The 23,703-nt window shown below is 69.9% G+C and carries 23 protein-coding genes; 4 read left to right on the top strand and 19 right to left on the bottom strand.

Annotated features, from left to right (window positions below; translation table 11 throughout):
• The first annotated feature begins 98 nt into the window (after positions 1-98).
• Entirely contained in the window at positions 99-2,378 is a 2,280-nt protein-coding gene (locus tag ABE85_RS08040; protein ID WP_082938429.1) for an ATP-binding protein, read from the top strand.
• 195 nt (positions 2,379-2,573) lie between these two features.
• Here the strand turns inward: ABE85_RS08040 and paoC are convergent, their stop codons facing one another.
• The 5 genes from paoC to ABE85_RS08015 all read right to left on the bottom strand — a co-directional run bounded on the left by paoC (position 2,574) and on the right by ABE85_RS08015 (position 9,145).
• On the bottom strand, positions 2,574-4,796 hold the full coding sequence (gene paoC, locus ABE85_RS08035; RefSeq protein WP_067272367.1) for an aldehyde oxidoreductase molybdenum-binding subunit PaoC: 2,223 nt from the start codon (positions 4,794-4,796) through the stop codon (positions 2,574-2,576).
• A complete protein-coding gene (locus tag ABE85_RS08030; RefSeq protein WP_067272364.1) occupies positions 4,793-5,758 on the bottom strand; it encodes a xanthine dehydrogenase family protein subunit M in 966 nt (321 codons plus the stop codon). Before ABE85_RS08030 ends, paoC begins: the two co-directional genes overlap by 4 nt.
• On the bottom strand, positions 5,755-6,519 hold the full coding sequence (paoA, locus tag ABE85_RS08025) for an aldehyde dehydrogenase iron-sulfur subunit PaoA (protein WP_082938428.1): 765 nt from the start codon (positions 6,517-6,519) through the stop codon (positions 5,755-5,757). The genes ABE85_RS08030 and paoA overlap by 4 nt, the downstream gene beginning before the upstream one ends.
• Positions 6,520-6,733: 214 nt before the next feature.
• Positions 6,734-6,916 carry a DUF3606 domain-containing protein gene (locus tag ABE85_RS08020; protein WP_067272360.1) on the bottom strand — a complete coding sequence of 61 codons (183 nt, stop codon included), beginning with the start codon at positions 6,914-6,916 and terminating at the stop codon, positions 6,734-6,736.
• A gap of 66 nt (positions 6,917-6,982) precedes the next feature.
• Positions 6,983-9,145, bottom strand: a complete 2,163-nt coding sequence (locus ABE85_RS08015; protein WP_067272357.1) for a diguanylate cyclase domain-containing protein — start codon at positions 9,143-9,145, stop codon at positions 6,983-6,985.
• A 186-nt stretch (positions 9,146-9,331) separates the two neighbouring features.
• Here ABE85_RS08015 and ABE85_RS08010 point away from each other — a divergent pair, with 186 nt between their 5' ends.
• Entirely contained in the window at positions 9,332-9,685 is a 354-nt protein-coding gene (locus ABE85_RS08010; protein WP_067272354.1) for a hypothetical protein, read from the top strand.
• Positions 9,686-9,724: 39 nt separating this feature from the next.
• Here ABE85_RS08010 and ABE85_RS08005 read toward each other — a convergent pair whose 3' ends face one another.
• The 8 genes from ABE85_RS08005 to ABE85_RS07970 form a co-directional block, all read right to left on the bottom strand.
• On the bottom strand, positions 9,725-10,690 hold the full coding sequence (locus ABE85_RS08005) for a Gfo/Idh/MocA family oxidoreductase (protein WP_067272352.1): 966 nt from the start codon (positions 10,688-10,690) through the stop codon (positions 9,725-9,727).
• 67 nt (positions 10,691-10,757) lie between these two features.
• Positions 10,758-11,633, bottom strand: coding sequence for a class III extradiol dioxygenase subunit beta (locus ABE85_RS08000; RefSeq protein ID WP_067272349.1), 876 nt, complete (start codon positions 11,631-11,633; stop codon positions 10,758-10,760).
• A complete protein-coding gene (gene ligA, locus ABE85_RS07995) occupies positions 11,630-12,091 on the bottom strand; it encodes a protocatechuate 4,5-dioxygenase subunit alpha (RefSeq protein ID WP_082938995.1) in 462 nt (153 codons plus the stop codon). Before ligA ends, ABE85_RS08000 begins: the two co-directional genes overlap by 4 nt.
• An 11-nt stretch (positions 12,092-12,102) precedes the next feature.
• Positions 12,103-13,038, bottom strand: coding sequence for an amidohydrolase family protein (locus ABE85_RS07990; RefSeq protein ID WP_067272346.1), 936 nt, complete (start codon positions 13,036-13,038; stop codon positions 12,103-12,105).
• Positions 13,039-13,071: 33 nt separating this feature from the next.
• Positions 13,072-14,049 carry an NAD(P)-dependent oxidoreductase gene (locus tag ABE85_RS07985; protein WP_067272343.1) on the bottom strand — a complete coding sequence of 326 codons (978 nt, stop codon included), beginning with the start codon at positions 14,047-14,049 and terminating at the stop codon, positions 13,072-13,074.
• 1 nt (position 14,050) lies between these two features.
• Entirely contained in the window at positions 14,051-14,998 is a 948-nt protein-coding gene (locus ABE85_RS07980) for a tripartite tricarboxylate transporter substrate binding protein (RefSeq protein ID WP_082938427.1), read from the bottom strand.
• A gap of 254 nt (positions 14,999-15,252) precedes the next feature.
• Positions 15,253-15,936, bottom strand: coding sequence for a 4-carboxy-4-hydroxy-2-oxoadipate aldolase/oxaloacetate decarboxylase (gene ligK, locus ABE85_RS07975; protein WP_067272340.1), 684 nt, complete (start codon positions 15,934-15,936; stop codon positions 15,253-15,255).
• A 67-nt stretch (positions 15,937-16,003) separates the two neighbouring features.
• Positions 16,004-16,699: a substrate-binding domain-containing protein gene (locus ABE85_RS07970; protein WP_067272335.1), complete on the bottom strand. Its 696-nt coding sequence runs from the start codon at positions 16,697-16,699 to the stop codon at positions 16,004-16,006.
• Between the two features lie 141 nt (positions 16,700-16,840).
• On the opposite strand from ABE85_RS07970, the gene ABE85_RS07965 reads away from it, so the two are divergent.
• Positions 16,841-17,728, top strand: coding sequence for a LysR family transcriptional regulator (locus tag ABE85_RS07965; protein WP_067272333.1), 888 nt, complete (start codon positions 16,841-16,843; stop codon positions 17,726-17,728).
• Between the two features lie 35 nt (positions 17,729-17,763).
• Here ABE85_RS07965 and ABE85_RS07960 read toward each other — a convergent pair whose 3' ends face one another.
• The 4 genes from ABE85_RS07960 to ABE85_RS07945 all read right to left on the bottom strand — a co-directional run bounded on the left by ABE85_RS07960 (position 17,764) and on the right by ABE85_RS07945 (position 21,016).
• A complete protein-coding gene (locus ABE85_RS07960; protein ID WP_157522060.1) occupies positions 17,764-18,228 on the bottom strand; it encodes a hypothetical protein in 465 nt (154 codons plus the stop codon).
• 22 nt (positions 18,229-18,250) lie between these two features.
• Positions 18,251-18,709, bottom strand: a complete 459-nt coding sequence (locus ABE85_RS07955; RefSeq protein WP_082938426.1) for a GNAT family N-acetyltransferase — start codon at positions 18,707-18,709, stop codon at positions 18,251-18,253.
• A gap of 35 nt (positions 18,710-18,744) precedes the next feature.
• Positions 18,745-19,005, bottom strand: a complete 261-nt coding sequence (locus ABE85_RS07950; RefSeq protein WP_067272329.1) for a DUF1778 domain-containing protein — start codon at positions 19,003-19,005, stop codon at positions 18,745-18,747.
• A 226-nt stretch (positions 19,006-19,231) separates the two neighbouring features.
• Positions 19,232-21,016 (bottom strand): ATP-dependent DNA helicase RecQ, encoded by a 1,785-nt coding sequence (locus ABE85_RS07945; protein ID WP_067272327.1) that lies wholly within the window; start codon positions 21,014-21,016, stop codon positions 19,232-19,234.
• Between the two features lie 230 nt (positions 21,017-21,246).
• Between ABE85_RS07945 and ABE85_RS07940 the strand changes: the two genes are divergently transcribed.
• Complete coding sequence (locus tag ABE85_RS07940; protein WP_067272324.1) at positions 21,247-21,402, top strand: DUF3309 family protein; 156 nt, start codon at positions 21,247-21,249, stop codon at positions 21,400-21,402.
• Between the two features lie 18 nt (positions 21,403-21,420).
• On the opposite strand, the gene ABE85_RS07935 is transcribed toward ABE85_RS07940, so the two are convergent.
• Both ABE85_RS07935 and ABE85_RS07930 read right to left on the bottom strand, forming a co-directional pair.
• Positions 21,421-22,743: a 3-oxoacyl-ACP reductase gene (locus tag ABE85_RS07935; protein WP_067272322.1), complete on the bottom strand. Its 1,323-nt coding sequence runs from the start codon at positions 22,741-22,743 to the stop codon at positions 21,421-21,423.
• Positions 22,740-23,636 (bottom strand): ATP-binding protein, encoded by an 897-nt coding sequence (locus ABE85_RS07930; protein ID WP_197507250.1) that lies wholly within the window; start codon positions 23,634-23,636, stop codon positions 22,740-22,742. Before ABE85_RS07930 ends, ABE85_RS07935 begins: the two co-directional genes overlap by 4 nt.
• Between the last annotated feature and the right edge of the window lie 67 nt (positions 23,637-23,703).

The following is a 23,703-nucleotide window of genomic DNA, read 5'->3' as shown; positions in this document are numbered from 1 at the left end:
CTTGGATAGCGCCTGGACCTTGTCTGGGCATCGCTTCAAGGGGCAGTGGCGCCCAGGCGTCATGCGCTGGCAGGGTCCGCCCCTAGAATCCGCCCATCATGCCCCTCCGGACCCCGTCTTCCTCCGCGCCACGCGCCGGGTCCGTCAGCGGCAAGTTGCGCGCCATGGTGTGGCTGATCGTGCTGCCGCCGCTGCTGCTGTCGGTGATCGCGGGCATGGCCGTCTTCCATACCGAACGCCGCGCGGCCGTGGCCGCCGCCACCGAGACCGCCGAGGCGCTCAGCCTCGTCACCGACCGCGAGATGGCCGTGCGCACGGCGCTGCTGCAGGCGCTCAGCGTCTCGCCCAGCCTGGCCGAGGGCCGGCTCGAGCAGTTCCAGGGCGAAGCCGCCCGGCTGGTCGCCGGTTCGCCCAACACCATCGTGCTGGCGACGGCCGAGGGCCGTCAGCTGATCAACACCCGGATCGCCTGGGGTCAGGCCTTGCCCGCGGCGGGTGGATTCACCGACGGCATCGACAGCAGACGCCGGCTGCTGGTCTCCAACCTCTACCTCGGCCCGGTGGACCGCAGGTTCAGCTTCGCCGTCCGCGTGCCGGTGACGGTGCTGGGCCAGCCGATGTACCTCGGCTACGGCAGCCCCGTCAGCGAGATGCAGCAGATCTTCCGCCAGCAGCCGCTGCCGGAAGGCTGGCTGGGCGTCGTGCTGGACCGCAACGGCGTCGTCATCGCCCGCACCCGCGATCCGGAGAAACGCGTCGGCCAGCGGGCCAGCGCGAACATGCTCGCCGCGCTGGGCCGCGGCGACCAGGGCGTCGTCGACGCGCGCACGCTGGACGGCGAACCGGTCTTCACCGTCTTCAGCCGCGCGCCCGACTCGGGCTGGGTGGTGCTGATCGGCCTGAGCCAGTCGGAGCTCGCCAAGGGCGCCTGGACCGCCTTCGCGATGATGCTGGCACTGTCGATGGTCTTCATCGTGCTGGCGCTGGTGCTCGCGCGACGCATGAGCCGCGCGATCGCCGATCCGCTGCGGCGTCTGCGCAAGGATGCCATCCGCATGGGCGGCGGCGCGACCATCGTCGAGGCCGCCGGCGGCGTCGACGAGATCGATGTCGTCCAGCACGCCTTGGCCACGGCCAGCCGCGAACGCGCGGGCAACGAGCAGCGCCTGCGCGAGGAGATCGACGCGGCCGTCGAGCAGACGCGCCGCGCGCAGCAGGCGGTGCTGCGCAGCCAGAAGCTGGAGGCGCTGGGCCGGCTGACCGGCGGCATCGCGCACGACTTCAACAACCTGCTGCAGACGATGACGACGGGGCTGCAGTTGGCGCGCCGGCTCAGCACCGACCCGCGCGCCGACACGGCGCTCGACGCCTGCCAGCGCGCCACGGGCAAGGCGGCGCAGCTGACGCGGCAGTTGCTGGCCTTCGGACGGCCGCAGGTGGGGCATGAAGCGGTCATCGACCTGCGCCGCCAACTGCCCGAGTTGATGGCGCTGGCCGGCGGCGCGGTGGGAACCGCGGTCGAGGTCGAGCTCCTCATCGACGAGGACCTCTGGCCGGTGCGCACGGACCCGGTGCAGCTCGAGCTGGCGGTGCTGAACCTCGCGCTGAACGCGCGCGATGCGATGCACGGACGGGGTCGCCTCACCGTCTCCGCGCGCAATCGAATGCTGGCGGAGGGCGATCCGGTGGGGCTCGCACCGGAGCTGCTGCCGGGAGACTACGTCGCCATCGCGGTGCGCGACACCGGCGACGGCATGTCGCAGGAGCAGATGGAACGCGCCTTCGAACCCTTCTTCACCACCAAGCCGGTGGGGCAGGGCACGGGCCTCGGGCTGGCGCAGGTCTATGCGCTGGCGCGCTCGGCGGGCGGCACGGCCGGCATCATCAGCAAGATCGGCCTGGGCACGGAGGTCACGCTGTGGCTGCCGCGCTCGCACGGCAGGACGGCATCGGACGTGGAGGCGCAGGGTCAGGTCTTGACCGTGCCCTCGTCCGCGCCGGAACGGCGCTTCGCCGGCACGGTCCTGCTGGTGGAGGACGAGCCCTCGGTGCGCGAGCTGACCGCGCAGGCGCTGGAGGAACGCGGCTTCACCGTGAAGACGGCGCCGACCGCGGACCAGGCGCTGGATCAGCTGCGCGGCGGCCTCGCCGCCGACGTGGTGCTGACCGACATCGTGATGCCGGGGGCGCGCAGCGGCGTGGACCTGGCGCGGACCTTGAAGGTGCTCAAGCCCACGCTGCCGGTCGTGCTGGCCAGCGGCCATCCGGTGCGCATCGAGGAGGCGCCCAACGTGCCGCTGGTGCCCAAGCCCTATGACGTGGATGTGCTGGCGGCCGTGCTCGCCGAGGCCATGAATCCGACGGGCGAAGCCGTCTAGGGCCTGGTTTGCGCGCGCTGGAGTCGTTGTCCGCACCCGGGAACCGGGGTGCCTCGCGTCCCCCGACTGATGCGCCCGCTGCGACTCGGATCCGGAGACCTTCATGTTGGAAGCAGCGGTAGGCGATGACATCTGGACTCGCCTCAGTCGGAGCTCTCCGGTTGGCGACCATCGCGTCGCGCTGACGAGCGACCGTCAAGCCACCTTCGGCAACTCCTTGAGCAGCTTGTCGAGCGTCACCGGATAGTCCCGGACGCGGATGCCGGTGGCGTTGTAGATCGCGTTGGCGACGGCGGCGGCCACGCCGCAGATGCCCAGCTCCCCGACGCCCTTGGCTTTCATGGGCGAGGAGATCGGATCGGTCTCGTCGAGGAATACGACCTCCTGGTGCGGGATGTCGGCGTGGGCCGGCACCTCGTAGCCCGCGAGGTCGTGGTTGACGAAGAAGCCGCGCCGCTCGTCGACATGCAACGCTTCCATCAACGCCGCGCCGACGCCCATCGTCATCGCGCCGATGACCTGGCTGCGCGCCGCCTTCGGGTTGAGGATGCGACCCGCCGCGCATACGGCCAGCATGCGCCGCACGCGGACCTCGCCGGTGAAGGCGTCCACCGCCACCTCCACGAAGTGGCCGCCGAAGGTCGACTGCTGGTACTTCTTGTCGAGGTCGCCGAACTCGATCCTGTCCTCGGCGGCGAGGCCCTCGTTGCCGGCGACCTCGCCCAGCGACAGGCTGCGTCCGCCGGCGCGGATCTGGCCGTCGGCGAACACGGCGTCCTTCGCGGCCTTGGCGTCGAAGCCGGCCTTCTTCGCGACCATCTCGCGCAGCGCGGCGCAGGCCGCGTACACGCCCGAGGCCGAGCTGTTGGCGCCCCATTGCCCGCCCGAGCCCGCCGACACCGGCAGCGCCGAATCGCCCAGCCGCACGACGACCTGCTCGAGGCCGACGCCCATCATCTCCGCCGCCGTCTGCGCCAGCACGGTGTAGGTGCCCGTGCCGATGTCGGTCATGTCGGTCTCGACGGTGACGATGCCGCGGCGGTCCAGCCGCACGCGGGCGGCGGACTTCATCACGATGTTGTTGCGGAACGCCGCCGCCACGCCCAGGCCGATCAGCCAGCGGCCGCCAGGCCCCTCACGCCGCTGACCCGGCGCGGCGCGCCTGCTCCAGCCGAAACGCTCGGCGCCCGTGCGCAGGCACTCGGTCAGGCGGCGCTGCGAGAACGGCCGTTCCGGCTTCTCCGGATCGACCTGCGTGTCGTTGGTGATGCGGAACTGGACCGGGTCCATGCCGACCTTCTCGGCGATCTCGTCGATCGCGATCTCCAGCGCCATCAGCCCCGGCGCCTCGCCTGGCGCGCGCATCGCGTTGCCTTCGGGCAGGTCCAGCACCGCGAGCTTCATCGCGGTCATCCGGTTCGCGCCGGCGTAGAGCAGCCGCGTCTGCGCGACGGCCGTCTCGGGCCCGCCGCCGGGCAGGTCGCCCGACCAGCTCTCATGCCCGATCGCCGTGATCTTCCCGTCCCGGCCCGCGGCGATGCGCAGGCGCTGGATGGTCGCGGGCCGGTGCGTCGTGTTGTTCATCATCAAGGGCCGCTGCAGCGCGACCTTCACCGGTCGCCCGCTGGCCTTCGCGCCCAGCGCGGCCATCAGCACGTCCGCGCGCAGGAACAACTTGCCGCCGAAACCGCCGCCGATGAAGGGCGAGATCAGCCGCACCTTGTCGCGTCCGAGGCCCAGCGTCTTCGCGAGGTCGCCGCGGCCCCAGTCGATCATCTGGTTGGCGGTCCAGACCGTGAGCTTGTCGCCCTCCCAGACGGCCAGCGTCGCATGCGGTTCCATCATCGCGTGCGACTGGTCGGGTGTCGTGTAGGTCTGGTCGATCTTCACCGCCGCCTGCGCGAAGGCCCCGTCGAAATCGCCGACCTGGGTCGAGGGCGGCGTGTCGTTCGCCTCCTTCGGCGGCTTGGCGCCGTCCTTGGCCTTGGCCAGGCTGAAGGCGCCGTCCTCGCGCGCGTACTCGACGCGGATCAGCGCCGCGCCCGCGCGCGCCTGCTCGAAGCTCTCGGCGACGACCACGGCGATCGCCTGGTGGTAGTGCTCGATCTCCGGCCCGCCGAGCAGCTTGGCGGTGTTCATGTTGCCCTTGCCGAGCTTGCCGGCGTTGTAGGCCGTGACGATGGCGAGCACGCCCGGCGCGGCTTCGGCCGCCTGGACGTCCAGCGTCGAGATGCGGCCCTTGGCGATGCCGGCGCCGACGACCACACCATAGGCGACGTTCTTCGCGACGTCATGGCGTTCGTACGCATAGGGCGCGGTGCCGGTGGTCTTGCGCGGCCCGTCGATGCGGTCGGTCGGCTTGCCGACGACGCGCAGTTGATCGATCGGGTTCGTGGTGGCGGGGGTGTCGAACTTCATGCGGTCCTCCCGGTGACCTTGGCCTGCGCCAGCACGGCGGCGAGCGTGCGCTCCACCAGCGGCAGCTTGAAGGCGTTCTCGGCGGTCGGCGTGGCGCCGGTGAGCAGCGCTTGCGCGGCAGCGGAGGCGCCTCGTCGCAGATCACGCTCGGCGGCGTCGGACCGCCACGGCTTGGGCGCGATACCGCCGACGGCGAAACGTCCCGTGCCGTCGCGCTGCACGATCGCGCCCACCGAGACCAGCGCGAATGCATACGACGCCCGGTCGCGGACCTTGTGATAGACGTGGGTGCCGCCCGTGGGCCTGGGCAGCGTCACCGCGGTGATGAGCTCACCGGCCTCGAGCGTGGTTTCGAGATGCGGCGTGTTGCCGGGCAGCCGGTGGAAGTCCGCGATCGGGATGCGCCGCGCCTGGCCGTCGGGGCGCATCGTCTCGACGGTCGCGTCCAGGACCCGCATCGCCACGGCCATGTCGCTCGGGTGCGAGGCGATGCAGGCCTCGCTCACGCCGATGACCGCGAGCGGCCGGCTCATGCCGCCTATCGCCGAGCAGCCGCTGCCGGGCTTGCGCTTGTTGCAGGGCTGGTCGGTGTCGTAGAAGTAGGGGCAGCGCGTGCGCTGCAGCAGGTTGCCGGCGGTCGTCGCGCGGTTGCGCAACTGGCCCGACGCACCGGCGAGCAGCGCCCGCGACAGCACGCCGTAGTCGCGTCGCACGCGCGCGTCGGCGGCGAGGTCGGTGTTGCGCACCAGCGCGCCGATGCGCAGGCCGCCGTCGGCGCCCGCCTCGATGCGGTCCAGGCCGAGGCCGTTCACATCGATCAGGTGCGTGGGGGTCTCGACCTGCAGCTTCATCAGGTCGAGCAGGTTGGTCCCGCCGGCGATGAAACGCGCGCCGGGCTGCTTCGCGGCGGCGGCCACGGCGGCGGCCGGCGAGGCCGCGCGCTCGAAGGTGAACGGCTTCATGCGGACCTCCGGTCGCCGGTGCCCGGCACACTGCCACCTGGAATGCCGGCCACGTCGGCCATGGCGTCGATGATGTTGGAGTAGGCCCCGCAGCGACAGAGGTTGCCGCTCATGCGTTCGCGCAGCTCGTCGATGGACAGCAGCGGGCGGACGTTGATGTCGGGCGTGACGTGACTCGGCACGCCGGCCTTGATCTCGTCGAGGACCGCGACCGCCGAACAGATCTGGCCCGGCGTGCAGTAGCCGCACTGGTAGCCGTCATGCCGCACGAAGGCCGTCTGCATCGGATGCATCTTCTCGGGCGTGCCCAGACCTTCGATGGTCACGACCTTGGCGCCTTCGTGCATCACGGCCAGCGTCAGGCAGGCGTTGACGCGCCGGCCGTCGAGGTGGATGGTGCAGGCGCCGCACTGGCCGTGGTCGCAGCCCTTCTTGGTGCCGGTGAGCTGCAGGTGTTCGCGCAGCAGGTCCAGCAGCGAGGTGCGGTTGTCGACGACCAGCGTGTGCGGCTGGCCGTTGACGCTGAGCGTCACGCGGGAGGTGGCCACGAGGTTCTCCTGAGGCTTCGGACTGGCGGGCGAGGGCGCTTGCGCGGCGGCTTCCAGCGGGGCACCGGCGGCCACCGCGGCGGACGCGCCCGCGCCGGCGATCAGCAGGCCGCGGCGCGAGATCGCGCAGGACTCGGCGTCGCATGAGGGGTTGTCCGGAGGGGACAGGGAAGACGCGATGTCCGCGTCCGATCGATCCGTGTCGAGATCCATGCTGGGGACTCCTGGCTGGCCGGGATCGGCAAGCCCAGGAACTGGCAATCGTCGTGCCACTCCCCATTCCTTTTGACTGCCGAGGCCGCTGGCCCTCACCCCCGCCCTCTCCCGCAAGCGGGAGAGGGAGTAAGAAGGGCGCCGGTCGGACTCCCTCTCCCGCTTGCGGGAGAGGGCAGGGGTGAGGGCCAGCGGCGGTGGCAGTGCTGAAGCCTCAGCGATGCGCCTGCAACCACTCCTCGACCGACCTGGCGCTGGTGCCGACGGCATCCACCGCATGCCGCAGCAACTCCGGCGAGACACCGAAGCGCTCGCCCCAATACCGCAGCTCGTAGTCGTCCTGCACGTTCACGCGATGGCGTTCGCTGTTGTGCGGACTGGAGGTTTCCTCGGACATGACGATCGCTCCCGCGGAACGTGGAGAAGGCGTGGAGAAGGCGTGGCCCCAAGGCCCGACGCCGTTTCAGCCCGGCTTGCGCGAGGGCGGCACGCGGCTGCTGTCCTCGCCGTCGAGCGTGGCGCCGGGATCTTCCTCCCCGGCGACCGATTCGTCGAATGAATGGTCCGGCACGGCCGGCGGACCCGGGTCGTGCGGACGCGGCGAGGCCGGCGCGGCGCGCTTGCCCTTCACGTCCCCGGCCTCCTCCGTCCCCGACTCCGGCGCGGGCCCGGAGGGCGTGTCGATCGCGTCCACGGGCGTGGGCGCGTCAGGGCCGACGGAGGTCGACGGTGAATTCGGTGCGTTCATGGCTATCCCTGGCAGGCTGCTGGCCGACACGAAGCGGCGTTTGCCCGCGCGCTTGGCCGTCGTCATCGCCGTTTCGGCAAGCCGCATCAGCGACTCCGCCTGGCGGCCATGGTGAGGGGCAAACGCGATGCCGATGCTCGCGGTGACCGACGCCTGGGTCCCGTCGGGCAGCCGGATAGGCTCGGCCACCGATTCCAGCATGCGTCGCAGCGCCGGCTCCGCCTCATGCTCGGCGCGCAAGGCGGTGAGCAGGATCGCGAACTCGTCGCCGCCCATCCGGGCCACCAGGTCATGGTTGCGCACGCCCGCCAGCAGCCGCTGACCGACCACGCGCAGCACCACGTCGCCGGCCTCGTGGCCGAACTGGTCGTTCAGGTCCTTGAAGCCGTCCAGGTCCACCCAGCACACCGCCACCAGCCCCACGCGCTCGCCCAGCAGCGTCATCGCGCCGGCCAGCCGCTCGGTGAAGCGCACGCGGTTGGGCAGTCCGGTCAAGGCGTCGTGCACCGCCAGATGCTGCGCGGTGGCCTCGCTCTCCTTCAGCGCGGAGATGTCGATCATCATCCACAGCGACTCGCGCTCGGCGACCGACGCGCCGCTGAGGTCGATCCACACCGGCGTGCCGTCCTTGCGCCGCATCCGCAGCTGCTGGCGGAAACGCCGTCCCGCGGCGATCGCCGGGTAGGCGGCGTCGCCGATCTGGCGGAAGCTCGCGTCGTCCAGGTAGAGCGCCCGCGTGGTCTGGCCGTTCAGCTCGCCCGGCGCGTAGCCGAACAGCGAGGCGAGCGCGCGGTTCTTCCAGACCACCGTGCGGTCGCGCAGGCGCATCATGCCGACCATGTCGTTGTCCAGCATCAGCTGCTGCTCCAGCGCGAGCTGCTGCAGCCCGATCGCCGCGCGCCGGTCGCGTCGCTGCTGCAGGAAGACCAGCAGCGAACACCCCAGCACCGTCAGGATGACGACCCCGGCCAGCGCGCTCTGCTGCACGACCTCGCCGCGCCAGGCGGCCAGGAACTCCGCGGTGCTCGCGCCGGTGAAGATCGTCAGCGGATACCCGCGCACCTCGCGGTAGCAGGTGATGCGCTCGATGTTGTCGAGCTTGGTCCGCGTCATGTACCAGCCCTGCCGCGGGTCGGCGGCGATCTTGCGCATCAGGTCCTCGGACACGATCACGTCGCCGATGCCGCGGATCGAATGCGGCTCCGTGGCCGAGTAGCGTGCGATCAGGCGCTGGCTGCGCGTGCGCAGCGAGATCGCGCCCTCGGCGCCTATCGTCAGACCCTTGAAGCTTTCGATGAAGTGCTCCGTCGACAAGGTCGTGTAGACCGCGCCGGCGAAGCTGCCGTCCTCGTGCTCCAGCCGGCGCGAGACGGCGATGCCCCACTTGTGCAGCACGCGGCCGAACAGGGGTTCGGAGATGACGACCACGTCGACGTCGCTGTCGCGGGCGCGCTGGAAGTAGTCTCGGTCGCCGACGTTGAGCGCGCCTTCCTCGCCGGCCAGCCCGTACAAGACCTGGCCGCGCGCGTCGGTGATCCGGATGGCGTCGACCTGCGGCAGCAGGCTGCGCTGGTCGGCCAGCGCGCGTTCCATCGCGCGCCGGACCTGTTCCGGATCGCCGGCGGTGCGCCGGTACTGCAGGGCCAGCGTCGACAGCGCGTTGTCGACCTGCTTGAGCTCGGCGCCGATCTCGATGCTGAGGCTGGCGGCCAGGTTCTCGGTGGTCTCGCGGGCGCGGGTGAGGTCGGACTCGCGCCCGGCCTGCAAGGCCAGCCAGGTCGCGGTCGCGATCGCCGCGGCGATGACGAGGTTGCCCGCCGCGAGCCACAAGGCCAGTCGCGTCAGTGAGCGGGGGGCGTAGAGGAGCGGTCGGTCCATCGAAGGCACGCGGGCGAAGCAGTCATCCTAACCGCGTCGGCGGGTGGTCGAGCGACCGGACGGCGAAGGTCCACCAAGGGAGGCGCGACGGAGGCTTTCCCCCGCCGCGCGGCGCCGACGCGAGGGCTCTTCGCGTCCTCCCTGACCCTTGGAAACCGGAACGACCGGTTGTTGAAAGGAATCGAGATGAATGCTCCGACAAATGTCCGCAGTCCCGCACCGGACGCGACGCTGGACCTCGGGAACCTGGACGCCCACGGCTTCGCCACGCTCCACAAGTCCGGCGACCTCCTGTCCGTCCGGGCGACCGCGGTGGGCTGTCAAGGCGAGGAGCTCAGACACCGGGACTACTCGCTCCGACTGGAGGATGTGCAGCACATCAGGCTCACCATCGGCGGCCAGACGGACACCTTCGCCACGACGGTCTTCGCCCCCCGATACGCCTACACCCTTCAGGAGGTCTGCGCGACGCTCCCCGTCATCGGCCCCCAGTGCACGATCGCCGCGATCGGTCACCCGCAGGACAACGCGGTGATCTGAGCGCCATGAGGCCGTCCGCCGTCCGCCGTCCGCCGGTTGTCAGGTCCGTTGCGTCCGGAGCTGGCCCTCCAGGCCATCGAGGACCTGATAGCAGGGCAGCACCTGGGCCACGGCGGCCTCCGGCGCCCGGCCCTCGCGGATCGCCGCGACGAACTCGCGGTCCTGCAGCTCGATGCCGTTCATCGACACGGCCACGCGGCTGACGTCGACGGTTTCGTCGCGGCCGGTGACGAGGTCGTCGTAGCGCGCGAGGTAAGTGCCGGTGTCGCCGATGTAGCGGAAGAAGGTGCCCAGCGGCCCCTCGTTGTTGAAGGACAGCGACAGCGTGCAGATCGCCCCGTTGGCGGCCTGCAGCTGAATGCTCATGTCCATCGCGATGCCGAGTGTGGGATGCATGGGCCCCTGCAGCGCGTTCGCCCGCACGACCGGGCTGCCGCACTGCCAGGCGAAGAGGTCCACCGTGTGCGCGGCGTGGTGCCACAGCAGGTGGTCGGTCCAGCTGCGCGCCTGGCCCAGCGCGTTCGTGTTGGTGCGGCGGAAGAAATAGGTCTGGACATCCATCTGCTGGATGTTGAATCCGCCGTCCTGGATGCGGCGGTGCACCCATTGGTGGCTCGGGTTGAAGCGGCGCGTATGGCCGCACATGGCGACCAGGCCGGTCTCGCGCTGGCGGCGCACGACGGCCTCGCCGTCGGCGAGCACGTCGCACAGCGGGATCTCGACCTGCACATGCTTGCCCGCGTCCAGGCAGGCCAGCGCCTGCCGTGCATGCAGCTGCGTCGGCGTGCAGAGGATGACGGCGTCGACGTCGTCGCGCGCGAGCGCCTCGTCCAACTCGGTCGTCGCGTGGCCGATGCCGTACTTCGCGGCGGTCTCGCGGGTCTTGTCGAGATCGCGGCTGATCAGCGACACGACCTCGACGTCGGCGATCTGCTTCAGCGCGTCGAGGTGCTTCTGGCCGAAGGCGCCGGCGCCGGCCAGGGCAATGCGGATCGGTGCGGTCATGGGGTCTCCGGAATGTCGGGGGCCCTCCAAGGGCCGGGGGCGGGGTCAGGGCCGTGGTCGGGACGATTCACCGGTTCTCGAGGATCAGGTGACCCACGGCCGTGTTGGAGGCGGGCACGTGATAGAAGCGGTGCGCGACCTGCGGCGGACCGCCGCCGTCGAGGTCGGCCATCGCGCCTCGGGCGATCAGCCACATCACCAGTTCGATGCCTTCGGAGCCGGCTTCGCGGACGTAGTCCAGGTGCGGCATCTCGGACAGGCCGCGCGGGTCCGCGATCAGCCGGTCCATCCAGGCGTTGTCCCACTCGCGGTTGATCAGGCCGGCGCGCGGTCCCTGCAACTGGTGGCTCATGCCGCCGGTGCCCCAGACCTGGACCTTCAGCGGCGTGTCGAAACTCTCCACCGCGCGGCGGATGGCCTGGCCGAGCTGCAGGCAGCGCCGGCCCGAGGGCACCGGGTACTGCACCACGTTCACCGCCAGCGGGATCACCGGCACCGGCCAGCCGGGCGCGCCGGCCTCCTGTTCGCCGAACATCAGCGACATCGGCACCGTCAGCCCGTGGTCGACCGTCATGCGGTTGATCAGCGTCAGGTCGAAGTCCTGTTGGATCACGCTCTGGGCGATGTGCGCCGCGAGTTCGCCGTGGCCGTGGACGGGCGGCACCGCGCGCGGTCCCCAGCCTTCGTCGGCGGGCTCGTAGCGGTCGGCGGTGCCGAGCGCGAAGGTCGGGATCATGTCCAGGCTGAAGGCGTTGGCGTGGTCGTTGTAGACCAGCAAGACGACGTCGGGCCGGTTCGCGTCCATCCAGCGGCGCGAGGGCTGGTAGCCCGCGAACAGCGGCGACCAGTACGGATCCTGCGTGCGGCCCTGGTCCATGGCGACGCCGATCGCCGGCACGTGCGAGGTGTAGACGGACGCGGTGATCCGCGCGTGCGTGCTCATCGGGGGCTTCCTTTCGTGTCCTGTCGCGTGTCGCCTTCCGTGGCGGTGCTCGCATCGGCAGCGACGTCCGGCGCGACGGCGGCCCGTCGCGGCGTGCCGTCCGGCCGGCGACCGCCGGCCAGCATCATGTCGCGGTAGTCGGTCTCCGACATCCCCGTCATGCCGGCGGCCATCTGCTGGTAGCTGCGGCCGTCGGTCGCGCCGATCTTGGCCAGGAAATAGATGTTGCCGCCCAGCCGGATGCACTGGTTCAGGTCGCGCGCCAGCACGGCCTCCTTCTGCGCGGCCGTCATGGCCCACTCGTCGAGGTAGGCACGCTCGTCGGCCTTGAAGCGTTCGCGGTTCTCCGCCTTCATCAGCGACATGCAGAACTGGTTGAGCCAGTACCCCTTGCGCGCCTGGTCGGCGTCGAAGATGGTGGTGCCGGGGATGTCCTGGTAGGGCTTGTCGATGGGCATGGCGGTCTCCATCAGCGGATGGCCTCGGGCCAGTAGAGCCGCATCGGGTTGTCCACCAGCAGCCGCTGGCGCAGCTCGGCGGTCGTCGCGATGCGCGGGATGACGTCGACCAGCAGGCCGTCGTCGGGCATGTGGTCCTTCAGGTTGGGGTGGGGCCAGTCCGTGCCCCAGAGCACGCGGTCGGGGAACTCCTCGACGACGCGCCGCGCGAACGGGATCACGTCGCGGTAGGGCTCGGGTTCGCCGTCCAGGGCCGGCGGGCCGGCGACGGACAGGCGCTCCGGGCAGGTGACCTTGCTCCAGACGAAGGGGTGTTCCCGCATGAAGCGCAGGAAGAGCGCGAATTCCGGCCCTTCGACCGGCTTGGTCACATCGGGCCGGCCCATGTGGTCGACGACGACGGTCGTCGGCAGCGCGCTGAAGAAATCCCACAACTCGGGCAGATCCGGCGCCTCGAAGTAGATGACGACGTGCCAGCCCAGCGCCTTCACGCGCTGCGCGATCTCCATCAGCTCGTCGCGCGGCGTGAAGTCCACCAGCCGCTTGACGAAATTGAAGCGCACGCCGCGCACGCCGGCGTCGTGGAGGTCCTTCAACTGCTCGTCCGTGATGCTGCGGCGCACCGTCGCGACGCCGCGGGCACGGCCGCCGGACGCGCGGCAGGCATCGACCATCGCGCGGTTGTCGTCCCCATGGCAGGTGGCCTGAACGACCACGTTGCGGCTGAAGCCGAGCCGGTCGCGCAGCGCGAAGAGCTGCGCCTTGCCCGCGTCGCAGGGCGTGTACTTGCGCTCGGGCGCATAGGGGAACTCGGCGCCGGGACCGAAGACGTGGCAGTGCGCGTCGACGGCGCCGTTGGGCAGCTGGAAGCGCGGCGTCGACGGGTCCTGGTACCAGTCGAGCCAGCCCGGGGTCTTGTCGAAGCCGCCGGAGGTGGGGAGCGTCATCGGGGATCCTTCTGCAATGTCGGTGGGCAGGGGTCAGAGCTTCGGCTTGGCGATCTGCGCGAGCAGCCGGTCGGCCTCGGTGCGCCAGTCCGGGCTGCGGCCGAAGTCCGCATCGCCGCGTTGGCCGAAGACGCCGTCCTCGGCCAGATCGGCCATCCAGGCCTGGCGCTCGGCCGTGCCTTCGGCGCTCCACGGCGTGAGGCCCGCGTCGCGGACCGTCTCGGCGACTTCGCGGACCTCCTCGCTGCGGCGGCGCCCGTGCTGGATCACGCGCTGGAAGAAGTAGGCCGCCTGCTTCTCCCAGTCGATGCCGGGGAAGGTCTCCTTGAGCGACGCGAGCACCGCGTCCTCGACGCCGTAATGGCGCGCCGAGGCGAGGCTTTCGATGACCATGGCCTCCAGGCCCTTGATCATCACGCTGCGGCACATCTTGGTCGCGCTGACGACGCCGAGGTCCGCACTGCCGACGGTCGGCGCGAAGCCGAGCTGCTTCAGCAGCGGTTCGACCGCTGACGCATGCGGGCCGCCGAGCAGCAGCGGCACGCGGATGCGATAAGGCGGAACGCTCGTCATGACGGCGCCTTCGACATAACGGCCGCCCTGCGCATGCACCGCTTGCGCCGCGTCGCGCTTGGCCTTGGGCGAGGCCGAGTTGACGTCGAGCACGAAAGTGCCCGGTCTCAGCCCGGCGGCGGCCGCCCGCGCCGCGTCCAGCGTCTGGCTGGCGGTGACCGCGCTGATCACGAGGTCGGCCGGCGTCGCCACCATCGTCGCGGAAGCGCCCAGCTCGACGCCGAACTCGACCGCGTGCACACGCATCGTGTCGGCATCGCTGGACGGGGACTCCAGCTTCAGGTCGTAGGCGCTGACGGCGACGCCGGCGGCGCGCAGGTCCTCGGCGAGGATGCGGCCGACCTCGCCGTAGCCGACGAGACCGATGCGGAACGCTTGCGGCGTGCCGTCCGGCTGCGCCTGGGACGACGGGGTGTCCTGCGGGACTGCGGTGCTCATGTCAGTCCAGCGAGATGTTGAGCCGCTTGATCAGGTCGGCGTACTTGGCGGACTCGCTCGCGATGAAGGCCTGGTACTGCTCCTTCGTGGTCGGGAAGACGTCGTAGCCGAAGGCGGCGTAGCGCTCGCGGATGTCGGGCTCGGCCAGGGCGGCCTCGATGTTGCGCTGGATCTTTTCCTGCACGGCCTTGGGCAGGCCGCGCGGCGCGGCGATCGTGGTCCAGCCGGTCACCTCGTAGCCGGCGGGCCCGCCGGACTCGCTGACGGTCGGCAGGTCCGGGAAGGCCGGATGGCGCTTGGGTCCGGTGACCGCGATGAAGCGGATCTTGCCGGCGCGCTGCAGCGGACCCGCGGTCGCCATCGAGCCGAGTGCGAAGTTCAGTTCGCCGTTGGCCACGGCGGTGTAGAGCATGGTGGTCTCCTTGTAGACCACGTGCGTCATCTGCGTCTTCGTCATCGCCTCGAGCTGCGCGGCGCCCAGATGCACCGGGTTGCCGATCGACCAGGAGCCGTAGTTCAACGCGTTGGGATGGGCCTTGGCGTCGGCCACGATGTCGCCGACCGTCTTGTACTTGCTGGTGGACGGCACGCCGACGAAGAAGTAGGTCTTGAACAGCGGCGCGATCGGATCGAAGTCCTTGACCGGGTCGTAGGGCAGCTTCTTGAACAGGTGCGGATAGACGACGAGGTGGACGTTGTCCAGCTGGATCAGGTCGTGCCCGTCGGTCGCGCCGCGCTTGAAGGCGTCGATCGCGATGAAGCCGTTGGCGCCGGGCTTGTTCTCGACGATCACCGGCTTGCCCCACTTCTTCGAGAGCTTCTCAGCGACGACGCGGGCCACGGTCTCCGGGCCGGCACCGGCCGGGAAGGGCGTGATGATCCGCACGGGCTTGGTCGGCCAGTCCGCGGCCGGGGCGCTGGCCTGGGCTGCCGCCAGGCGAGGCAGCATCGCAGTCAACAGAACGGCCGCGAGGGTCAGGACTTGCCCCGTGCGGCTGGTCTTACTCCCTCTCCCGCTTGCGGGAGAGGGCTGGGGTGAGGGCCAGCGGCGGTGGCAGTACTGAACTCCGGTGCTGGAATCCGGCGTTTGGGTGAAGGCAGTCATCGTCGTTGTCTCCGTCGATCTCTTGTTGTCGGCGACCTCTGCAGGGCGGGTCGCTCGAGGGGATGGGTACTGCTGCGTGGTACTGCGGAAAACCTGGATCAGTCGATATAGCGCAACCCCGCCTTGGCCAGCGGCTCGCGCATCTTGTACATGTCCAGCCCGAGCACGCCGGCGGCGAACTGCTCGCGCTTGGCGCCTTCGTTGGCCTCGCGGGTGGCGGCCGCGTCCAGCGTCTTCTGCGCCAGGGCGGCCGGCACGCAGACGATGCCGTCATCGTCGGCCACGATGACGTCCCCGGGATGGACCAGCGCGCCGGCGCAGACCACCGGGATGTTGACCGAGCCCGGCGTCGCCTTGATCGTGCCCTTGGCGGAGATGCACTTGCTCCAGACCGGGAAGCCCATGTCGTTGAGCGTGCGCACGTCGCGCACGCCGCCGTCGATGATCAGCGCGCGGGCGCCGCGGGCCTTGAACGAGGTCGCGAGCAGGTCGCCGAAGTAGCCGTCGGTGCATTCGGCGGTGACGCCGGCGACGACGATGTCGCCTTCGCGGATCTGCTCCGCGGCGACGTGCAGCATCCAGTTGTCGCCGGGCTGCAGCAGCACGGTCACGGCGGTGCCGGAAACCGCCACGCCCGACTGGATCGGCCGCATGTAGGGCTTGAGCAGGCCGACGCGGCCCAGCGCCTCATGGACGGTCGCGGCGCCGAAGTGGCCGAGCGCGTCGGCGGCGACACGGTCGGCGCGGGGGATGTTGCGGTAGACGACGCCGAGTTCGTACATGGCGGGTTCCTTCTTCTGGGGGAGCGGGGATCTGTGGAACGGACGTCGATGGGCGCCTTCCTGGCGCTCAGACGACCGGCGAGGCGAGGCCCAGCCGACGACGCAGCGCGTCGTGGCGGGCGGTGGCGAAATCGTCGGCGACACGTTGCGCGGTGGCGGGCTCGGCACTGGTCGCGGCGACGGCGGCGGTGAAGCGGGTGACGATCTCGAGTCCGGGCGGCATCGGACCGAGGAGGGTCAGACCGCCGTGGCCGAGGAGCTCGCTCAACTGCTGGAAGCCGAGATCGACATCGCCCTGCGCGACCATCTTCGCCACGGGCACGCCGGCGGGCGACTGGCGCAGGCGGTCATCGAGCGCGTTGCGCAGGCCCCAGTCCTCCAGCAGCTTCAGCAGCGCCTGACCGCTGGGGCCCGTGGAGTAACCGATGGCCCGCGCGCCGAGCAAGGCCTGGCGCAGCTCGTCCGCGGTGTCGACGGCCGGCCGGGCATGGCCTTCGGGGGAGGCGATGAACATCGGCGAGTCGGCGATCGGACGCAGCGAGCCGGCGCGCAGACGGCCCGACTCCAGCAGCCGTGCCATCGCATCGGAGGCCAGGACGACGAGGTCCAGCGATTCGCCCGCGTCGACGCGCTTGGCGGCGTCGACGCCGCCGATCGACTCGAAACGGATCTCCAGGCCGTGCGCCGCGGTGTAGGCGGCGGACAGCTCGGCCAGCAGGGCGCGGGTGGCCATGGAGGAGATGCCGGCGAGGGGTGCGATCACGGGAGAATCCGGAAGCGGTCGAGTGGGGCGGATTCTGGTCCCGTCCGGGCCGTCCAACCAGCGCTGGCTTCCACTAGCTGCTATTCCGATCCGGCATGACACGGATGCGGGGCCATGCCGGTTCGTGAGAGCATGCGGTGCATGAACCTGACGCAACTGGAGACTTTCGTCCATGTGGCCGAGCACGGCAGCTTCAGCAAGGCCGCGATGGTGCTGGGGGTGGCGCAGCCGGCGCTGAGCCGGCAGGTGCGGGCGCTGGAGACGGAGCTGCACGAGACCCTGCTGCTGCGCAACGGCCGCGGCGTGGAGCTGACCGAGGCGGGCCGCCGGCTGCTGCAACACGGACAGGACATCCTGAACCTGGTGAGCCACGCGAAGGACGACCTGCGCGCGCGGCGCAGCGAGCCGGTGGGGCAGATCACCATCGCGATGCCGCCGACGCTGGCGCGGTTGCACACGCTGGCGCTGATCCGGGCCTTCCAGGCGGAGATGCCGCAGGCGCGCCTGACGATCATGGAGGGGTTCTCGGTCCACCTGACCGAGTGGCTGCTGACGGGTCGCACGGACCTGGCGCTGGTCTACAACCCCGAGCCGGTGCCCGCGCTGGAGATCCTGCCGTTGCGGCGCGAGCGTCTGTGCCTGGTGAGCCCGAAGGACCAGGCGCCGGCGCGGCCGCCGACCTTGTCGCAGCTGTCGCGCTACCCGTTGGTGATGCCGCAGCGGGGGCACATCTTCCGCGCATTGATGGAGCAGGCGGCCGCGATGGCGGGCGTGCAGCTCGACGTGCGCTGGGAAGTGGCGAGCGTGCCGGCGATCCTGGACTGCGTCGCAGCCGGCATCGGCCACGCGGCGCTGGGCGAAGACGCGCTGCAGATCTACGAGAAGCCTGAGCGTCTGGTCACTACGCCGTTCGCGAAGGCGGACATTCAGAGCACCCTCTGTCTTGTCACGCCGACCAGCAAGCGCGCGACGCCGTTGATGCAGAAGACGGCGGGGGTGATCATGAGAATGGTGGGGGAATCGCGTTGATGATGGTTGACGAGGCTAGACGCTCGATGGCGCGATCAACACATTTCGCCCAGCCCGTACTTGGCCAGGTCAAGAACCCGATCTAGATGCCCTCGCTCGAGGGCCACTCTCGGCGTCAAGTACTCCAACTCAGCAGCTTCTTGCTCCAGGAAGCCAACTAGCTCCAGAGGATCCTTGCAAGTGCTCGCATCACGGATCGTTGGCAGCAGACTCCACAGCGGTTCTTGAAATTGCCAGAACGGTAAACGGAGATCGCCGGGTGACCTTTCGATTCCGATCGCGCGTCCGCACCTCACCATCGCCAGGATCTCTTCGACCGAAAGATGAAACATGGTCGCAATACCGGCGGCCGATAGCATGTCACCCTCGCCGAGGCGACGCTGTACGGTCCGCTTGTAAGCCTGTCGCATGTCCTCTTCTTGGAGGTTTCTGACCGCTTCAAAGTAGGCACGCCAGGCGGTGGGGCAATCCGTGGACGGGTAGTCTGGGCGATGGGTCATCTTGATTTCAACCTTAGGAGAGTTACACCCTCGTCATCACGAGAAGAGGGTCGATTGGCGATGCCGTGAACCCCTGCTTCAAGTAGAAGTTCTTTGCCACCTCATCAATGGCGTGCGCCAGCAATGCCTTCCTTCCGACGATGCCGCCGGCCACTTGGACGCGCGCAAGGGCATCGTTGATCAACGCCAGGCCCACTCCCTTGCCGGCGCAAGAGAAATCCACCGCGAGTCGTCCCAGCAGGAAGGTCGGGATTGGAGACGGCGCATTGCGCCTGATGGGTCCGGTCGCCAGCGGTGCATCAAGGGCAGTTGGTGCGAGCGAGTAATAACCTATCACGACACCGCGAGCAGTCGCGATGACGTATGTCCTGGAGGCGCCTGTCGCTTGATTGGACAACGCACGCTGCTGCAACCAGCGATCCAGAATCGTGTGGCCACAGCTGAATTGCCCGCAGGCGTGGGTCGCCGTCAGCAACTGCATCGTCACCGGCTCATGAAGGGAAATTTCTGTCACGGCTATGCCCTCGCGAGCAGCCTCTGGAATGCGACATCCTCCGTTGGCGCGCAGGGAGCGGTCTGATCGCCGTCATTCCTGGGTTCATCACCCATGCAGAACGTTGCAGCGTCGAGGATGGTCGCCTCGGTGGCGTCGAGCACCGCATCCAGCACGAATTCGGAGCGGTTCTTGCGCGTCAAGGTCGCTGCGCGGTCGATCAGGTTGCAGAAGTCTTCTGGCACTTGAAGGTGGAGGAAGGCGACGGTGTTCAGTGCGCTCATGGTCTGTCCGAAAAGCGGTAGCGATCAAAGGGCTGAAATGCTGCTGCCGATGCGGCCACGAAGCAAGCCAGCCGGCGGGTGTCGCGACAGAAATCCGGCGTTCCGTTGACGTGCCTCAAAAAATCTCTGCGCGACAACGTCATGCTCGTCGAAGGCACGGCGGCGCGCATCGCCCCGAGTGGGGCAATGAAGAGGGCCTACCAAAGAGGGAAATGGGGGGAGACGCTCAGGCCGCTTTCGCCGTCGGCGGTTTCGCGCGCTTCACGTACTGCGGCAGGAAGCTGCGCTTCTCCTGACCGAAAGCGACCGTCACGCTGTCCGCGCTGGCCTCGACCACCACGCCGCCGCCGTAGCGTTTGACCCGAACCGCTTCGCCGGGTTGGAACACCGCCACCGCTGCCAGCACGGCCGGGGTGTCAGGTGTTGCCTCGGCCCCGCGCGAGGAGGACTCGCGCTCGTGCGCGTCGATGCGCTCGCAGTTGTCGCAGCCGTGGCAACGGTCGAAGCCCGCCGCCTCGTCGAAGGCCTCCAGCATCACGCGCCAGCGGCAGAGCCCGGTCTGCGCGTAGAACACCATCTGTTCGAGCCGGCGACGGTCCTGCCCGACCTTCGCCTCGTAGCGCGCGAGCGCTTCCATCAACGACGCCACGTCGCCGGGCGCCGGCTCGGCCAGTTGGAAGGCGTCCTCGTTCTCGGTCAGCCAGCCCTCGCGGACCAGCAGTCCGGTCAGGACTTCGAGCTTGTTGCGCGGCCGGTTGAGCCGATCCCGCAGCGCGTCGAGCGTCCAGCCTGTCCCATCGGGCGGTGAGGTGTGCAGGGCATCCATGACCGCCTGCGCATCGGCGGGCGCCGGATACCGGCCGTTCAGGAAAAACTGCTGCACCGCGCGGTCGCCCGCCACGAACAGCAGCGTGCAGTCCGCACGTTCGCCGTCGCGGCCCGCGCGGCCGGACTCCTGGTAGTAGACGTCGAGTCCCGCCGGTACCTGGTAGTGGACGATCCGTCGGATGTCCGGCTTGTCGATGCCGAGGCCGAACGCGTTGGTCGCGACCATCACGCGCACGTCGCCCCGCATGAAGCGGTCCTGCGCCTCGTGGCGCTGCGCCGCGCGCAAGCGGCCGTGGTACACCGCGGACGAGACGCCAGCTCCCACGAGCGCTTCGTGCACCGCTTCCGCAGCTTTCACGGTGGCCGTGTAGACGATCGTCGATGGCCGTGCCGGCGCTGCCTCGAGGTCGATGCTTGCTTCATCTGAGCGCTCCGATTCCGCTGCTTCAGCCGTTCCTTCGGACCCGTCCGAATCCTTGCCGGCCACGAGCGCCAGCAGCCGCCGGAGCTTGTCCTCCTCGTCCGCCAGCGGCTCGACGCGGTAATGCAGGTTGGGGCGGTAGGTGCCGCCGATGAGGCAGCCCGCGGCGGGGATGTCGAGCTGCTTCGCGATGTCCTCGACGACCTCCGCGGACGCCGTCGCCGTCAGCGCGAGCACCGTCGGCCGGCCCAGGCGCTCGCGGGCCTCGCCGATGCGCAGGAAGGCCGGGCGGAAGTCGTGGCCCCATTCGGAGATGCAATGCGCCTCGTCGACGACCAGCAGGTCCGTCGGACGCTGCGCGAGGCGCTCGACCCACTCGGCGTCGTCCAGGCGTTCCGGCGTCAGAAGAACGACCCGCGCAGTGCCGTCGAGCGCCGCCGCTTCCTGCGCCGCGAGCTTCGCCGCGTCGAGGCCGCTGTGCACCTGCGCGCAACGCAGGCCGAGCGCGCTCAGCCGTTCGCACTGGTCCTTCATCAGAGCGATCAGCGGCGAGACGACGATCGTGCGCCCCGGCAGCAGGGCGGCGGGCAGTTGATAGCACAGCGACTTGCCGGCACCGGTCGGCATCACCGCCAGCGTGTTCAGGCCGCGCAGCACGCGATCGATGACGTCCTTCTGACCAGGTCGCCAGACACGCAGCCCGAAGCGGCGGAGTTGCTGGAGCAGCAGACGTTCTGAAGGAGCTTGGCGGCGCGTGGGCATGAGGTCTCGAATCGGGCAGGGCGGATGTCCCGCTCGCCATCAGCAAGCTGCGAGCCCGCGACCTTCGACATTCAACGAATCGTCATCCAGTTACCGTCGTTCGACGTGCGTCTGTCCCCACGTTCGTATACCGGGCACAGGGGTTGCCGTAAGGAGCCATGCCGCCCGCGTCCTGGCGCACTGCGCCGAGCGTCGGGCCTTACTGACTTCACAACACTCTGGAGATCCGCATGATCAGCACCATCCTGCTCGTCATCCTCATCCTGCTGCTCGTCGGCGCCTTGCCCTCCTGGCCTCACAGCCGCAGCTGGGGCTACGGGCCCAGCGGCGGCCTGGGCCTGGTCGTCCTGATCCTCATCGTCCTGCTGCTGCTGGGCTACATCTGACGACGTCCCGCTGGGCGCTCACGCGCCCAGCAAGGACTGCCCGCAGACCCGCAACACCTGACCCGTGAGCGGGTGCGCGCCCGGCGAGGCGAGGAAGGCGATCGCCTCCGCCACGTCCGCCGGCGTGCCGCCCTGCTTGAGCGCATTCAGCCGTCGTCCGGCCTCGCGCACCATCAGCGGCATGCGCCGCGTCATCGCCGTTTCGATGAAGCCCGGCGCCACGGCGTTGATCGTGCCGCCGCGCTCGTCCAGCGTCGCCGCCCGGGCCCCCACATAGCCGATCAACGCGGCCTTCGACGCGCTGTAGTTGGTCTGGCCCGCATTGCCCGCGATGCCGCTGATCGACGACAGGCAGATCTCGCGCGCACCGGCGTTCAGCAGCGCGGCTTCGTCCAGCCGCGCATCGATCGCGAGGATCGCCGCCAGGTTCACCGCCATCACCGCGTCCCATTCCGAGGGAGACATCCGCGCCAGCGTGCGGTCGCGCGTGATGCCCGCGTTGTGCACCAGCACGTCCACGCCCTGCAGGCGACGCACGGCATCGACCAGTTCGTCGACGGCGCCGGGCGCCGTCAGATCCGCCGCGAGCAGCGATCCGCCGATCTCGCGCGTGAGCGCTTCCAGCGGCTGCCTCGCCGCGGGCACGTCCACGCAGAGCACGCGCATCCCGTCGAGCGCCAGCCGCCGGGCCGTGGCCGCGCCGATGCCGCCCGCCGCACCCGTGACCAGCGCCACCGGGGCGCGTTCCTCGTCGATGGTCGGCTCGATGTCCTTGCGCCAGGACAGCACCTGCCCCGAGACATACGCGGAACGGTCCGTGCCGAAGAAGCGCAGCGCGCCGGCGAGCGATTCCATCGAGGCCGCGCCTTCCTGCAGCACGAGGGCGTTGGCCGTCGCGCCGCGCCGGCCGATTTCCTTGGCCAGCGCGCGGACGAAGCCCTGCACCGCGTGCAGGCAGGCCGCTTCCGCGGCGCTCATCACGCCAGCCGACGTCAACGCAAGGATGCGTCCGCCCGGCGCGAGGCGGACCATCGCCAGCTGCGCCTGCTCGAACAGCGCGCGCAAGGCCGCGAGATCGCGACAACCTGTCGCGTCGATCACCAGCGTGCGCACCGGGCCGTCCCCGCTCGGCGTGCCGCCCTGCGCGACGATCGCGGCCAGCAGCGACGGCAACGGCGCCGTGCTCCCCGGCGCGATCGCGAGCACGGACCGGCCGGCCAGTTCTTCATCAACCCACGCGTTCTGGCGACGAAGCAACGGTACCGGCTGCGGCAGATTCAACAGGCGCGCGATACGGCGGCCGAACGGGTGCTGGACGAAGTGGAGCAGGCGATCGGTCATGGAGGCAGGGTGGTCGACGCGGGGGCGGCCGGCGACAAGGTCGTGTCTGAGGGCGGGGAACGGCGCGCAGTGTAGGCGCGCCCGGACGCGCCGCCGCTCAACGTCAACCCGATGCGCGTCTCCCGTTCGTCCGACCGCGCGAAGGGCGCGCCGCCGTGCATGCGCGCGATCGCGTCGACGATCGACAGCCCCAGGCCGAGGTGGTCGTCGCCACCGCTCGCACCCGTTGCGGCGGCCGGGGGCTGCGCGTCCTGCCCGCCGTCGGCGCGGTAGAACCGGTCGAACAGGCGCGGCAGCCGCTTCGCTGGAATGACCGGCCCCGTGTTCGCGACCCAGACACGCACCTGGCCGGATCGTGCACCCTCGATGCCGACGCGCAGCACGCTGCCGGCGGCGGCGTAGCGCGTCGCGTTGGCGATCAGGTTGGACAGCGCGCGCTTGAGCAGCGCCGCGTCGAAGTCGCCGGCCGCCTCGCCCTCCACGCGCAGCGACAGCCCCGCCTCCTCGATGGCGGCGTCGTGGTAGTCGACAACCTCCGCCACCAGCGCCGCGAGGCTGTCCACGCGCTGCCGCCGCGCACGGTGGCCGCCGTAGGCCCGCGACAGGAACAGCATGTCGCCGACGATGCCCTGCATGCGGCGCAGTTCTTCGAGGTTGGCGCCCAGGCGGTCCTTCGCCTCGGGTCCGAGATCGGCCTCGCGCATCGTCAATTCTGTGCCCGTGATCAGCGTCGCGAGCGGCGTCCGCAGCTCATGCGCGACATTGGCGCTGAACGCCTCCACCTGCGCCTGCGATCGACGTTGCCGCTCCAGCATCGCGGTCAGCTGATCGACGCGTTGACGCAGCGCGCGCAGCAGGCCGCCCGCGCTGCGCAACGATGACAAAACGGTCATCCGCATGTCCGCCTCGTGTCGGTGTCGCGCGCATAGAGTGGGATCCAAGGCGTTTGAAACGCGCGCC

The organism is Mitsuaria sp. 7 (genome assembly GCF_001653795.1).
In the GTDB taxonomy this organism is placed as follows: Bacteria; Pseudomonadota; Gammaproteobacteria; order Burkholderiales; family Burkholderiaceae_C; genus Roseateles.
The sequence above is the reverse complement of the archived record's forward strand: the minus strand, read 5'-3'. Positions and strand labels throughout refer to the sequence as shown.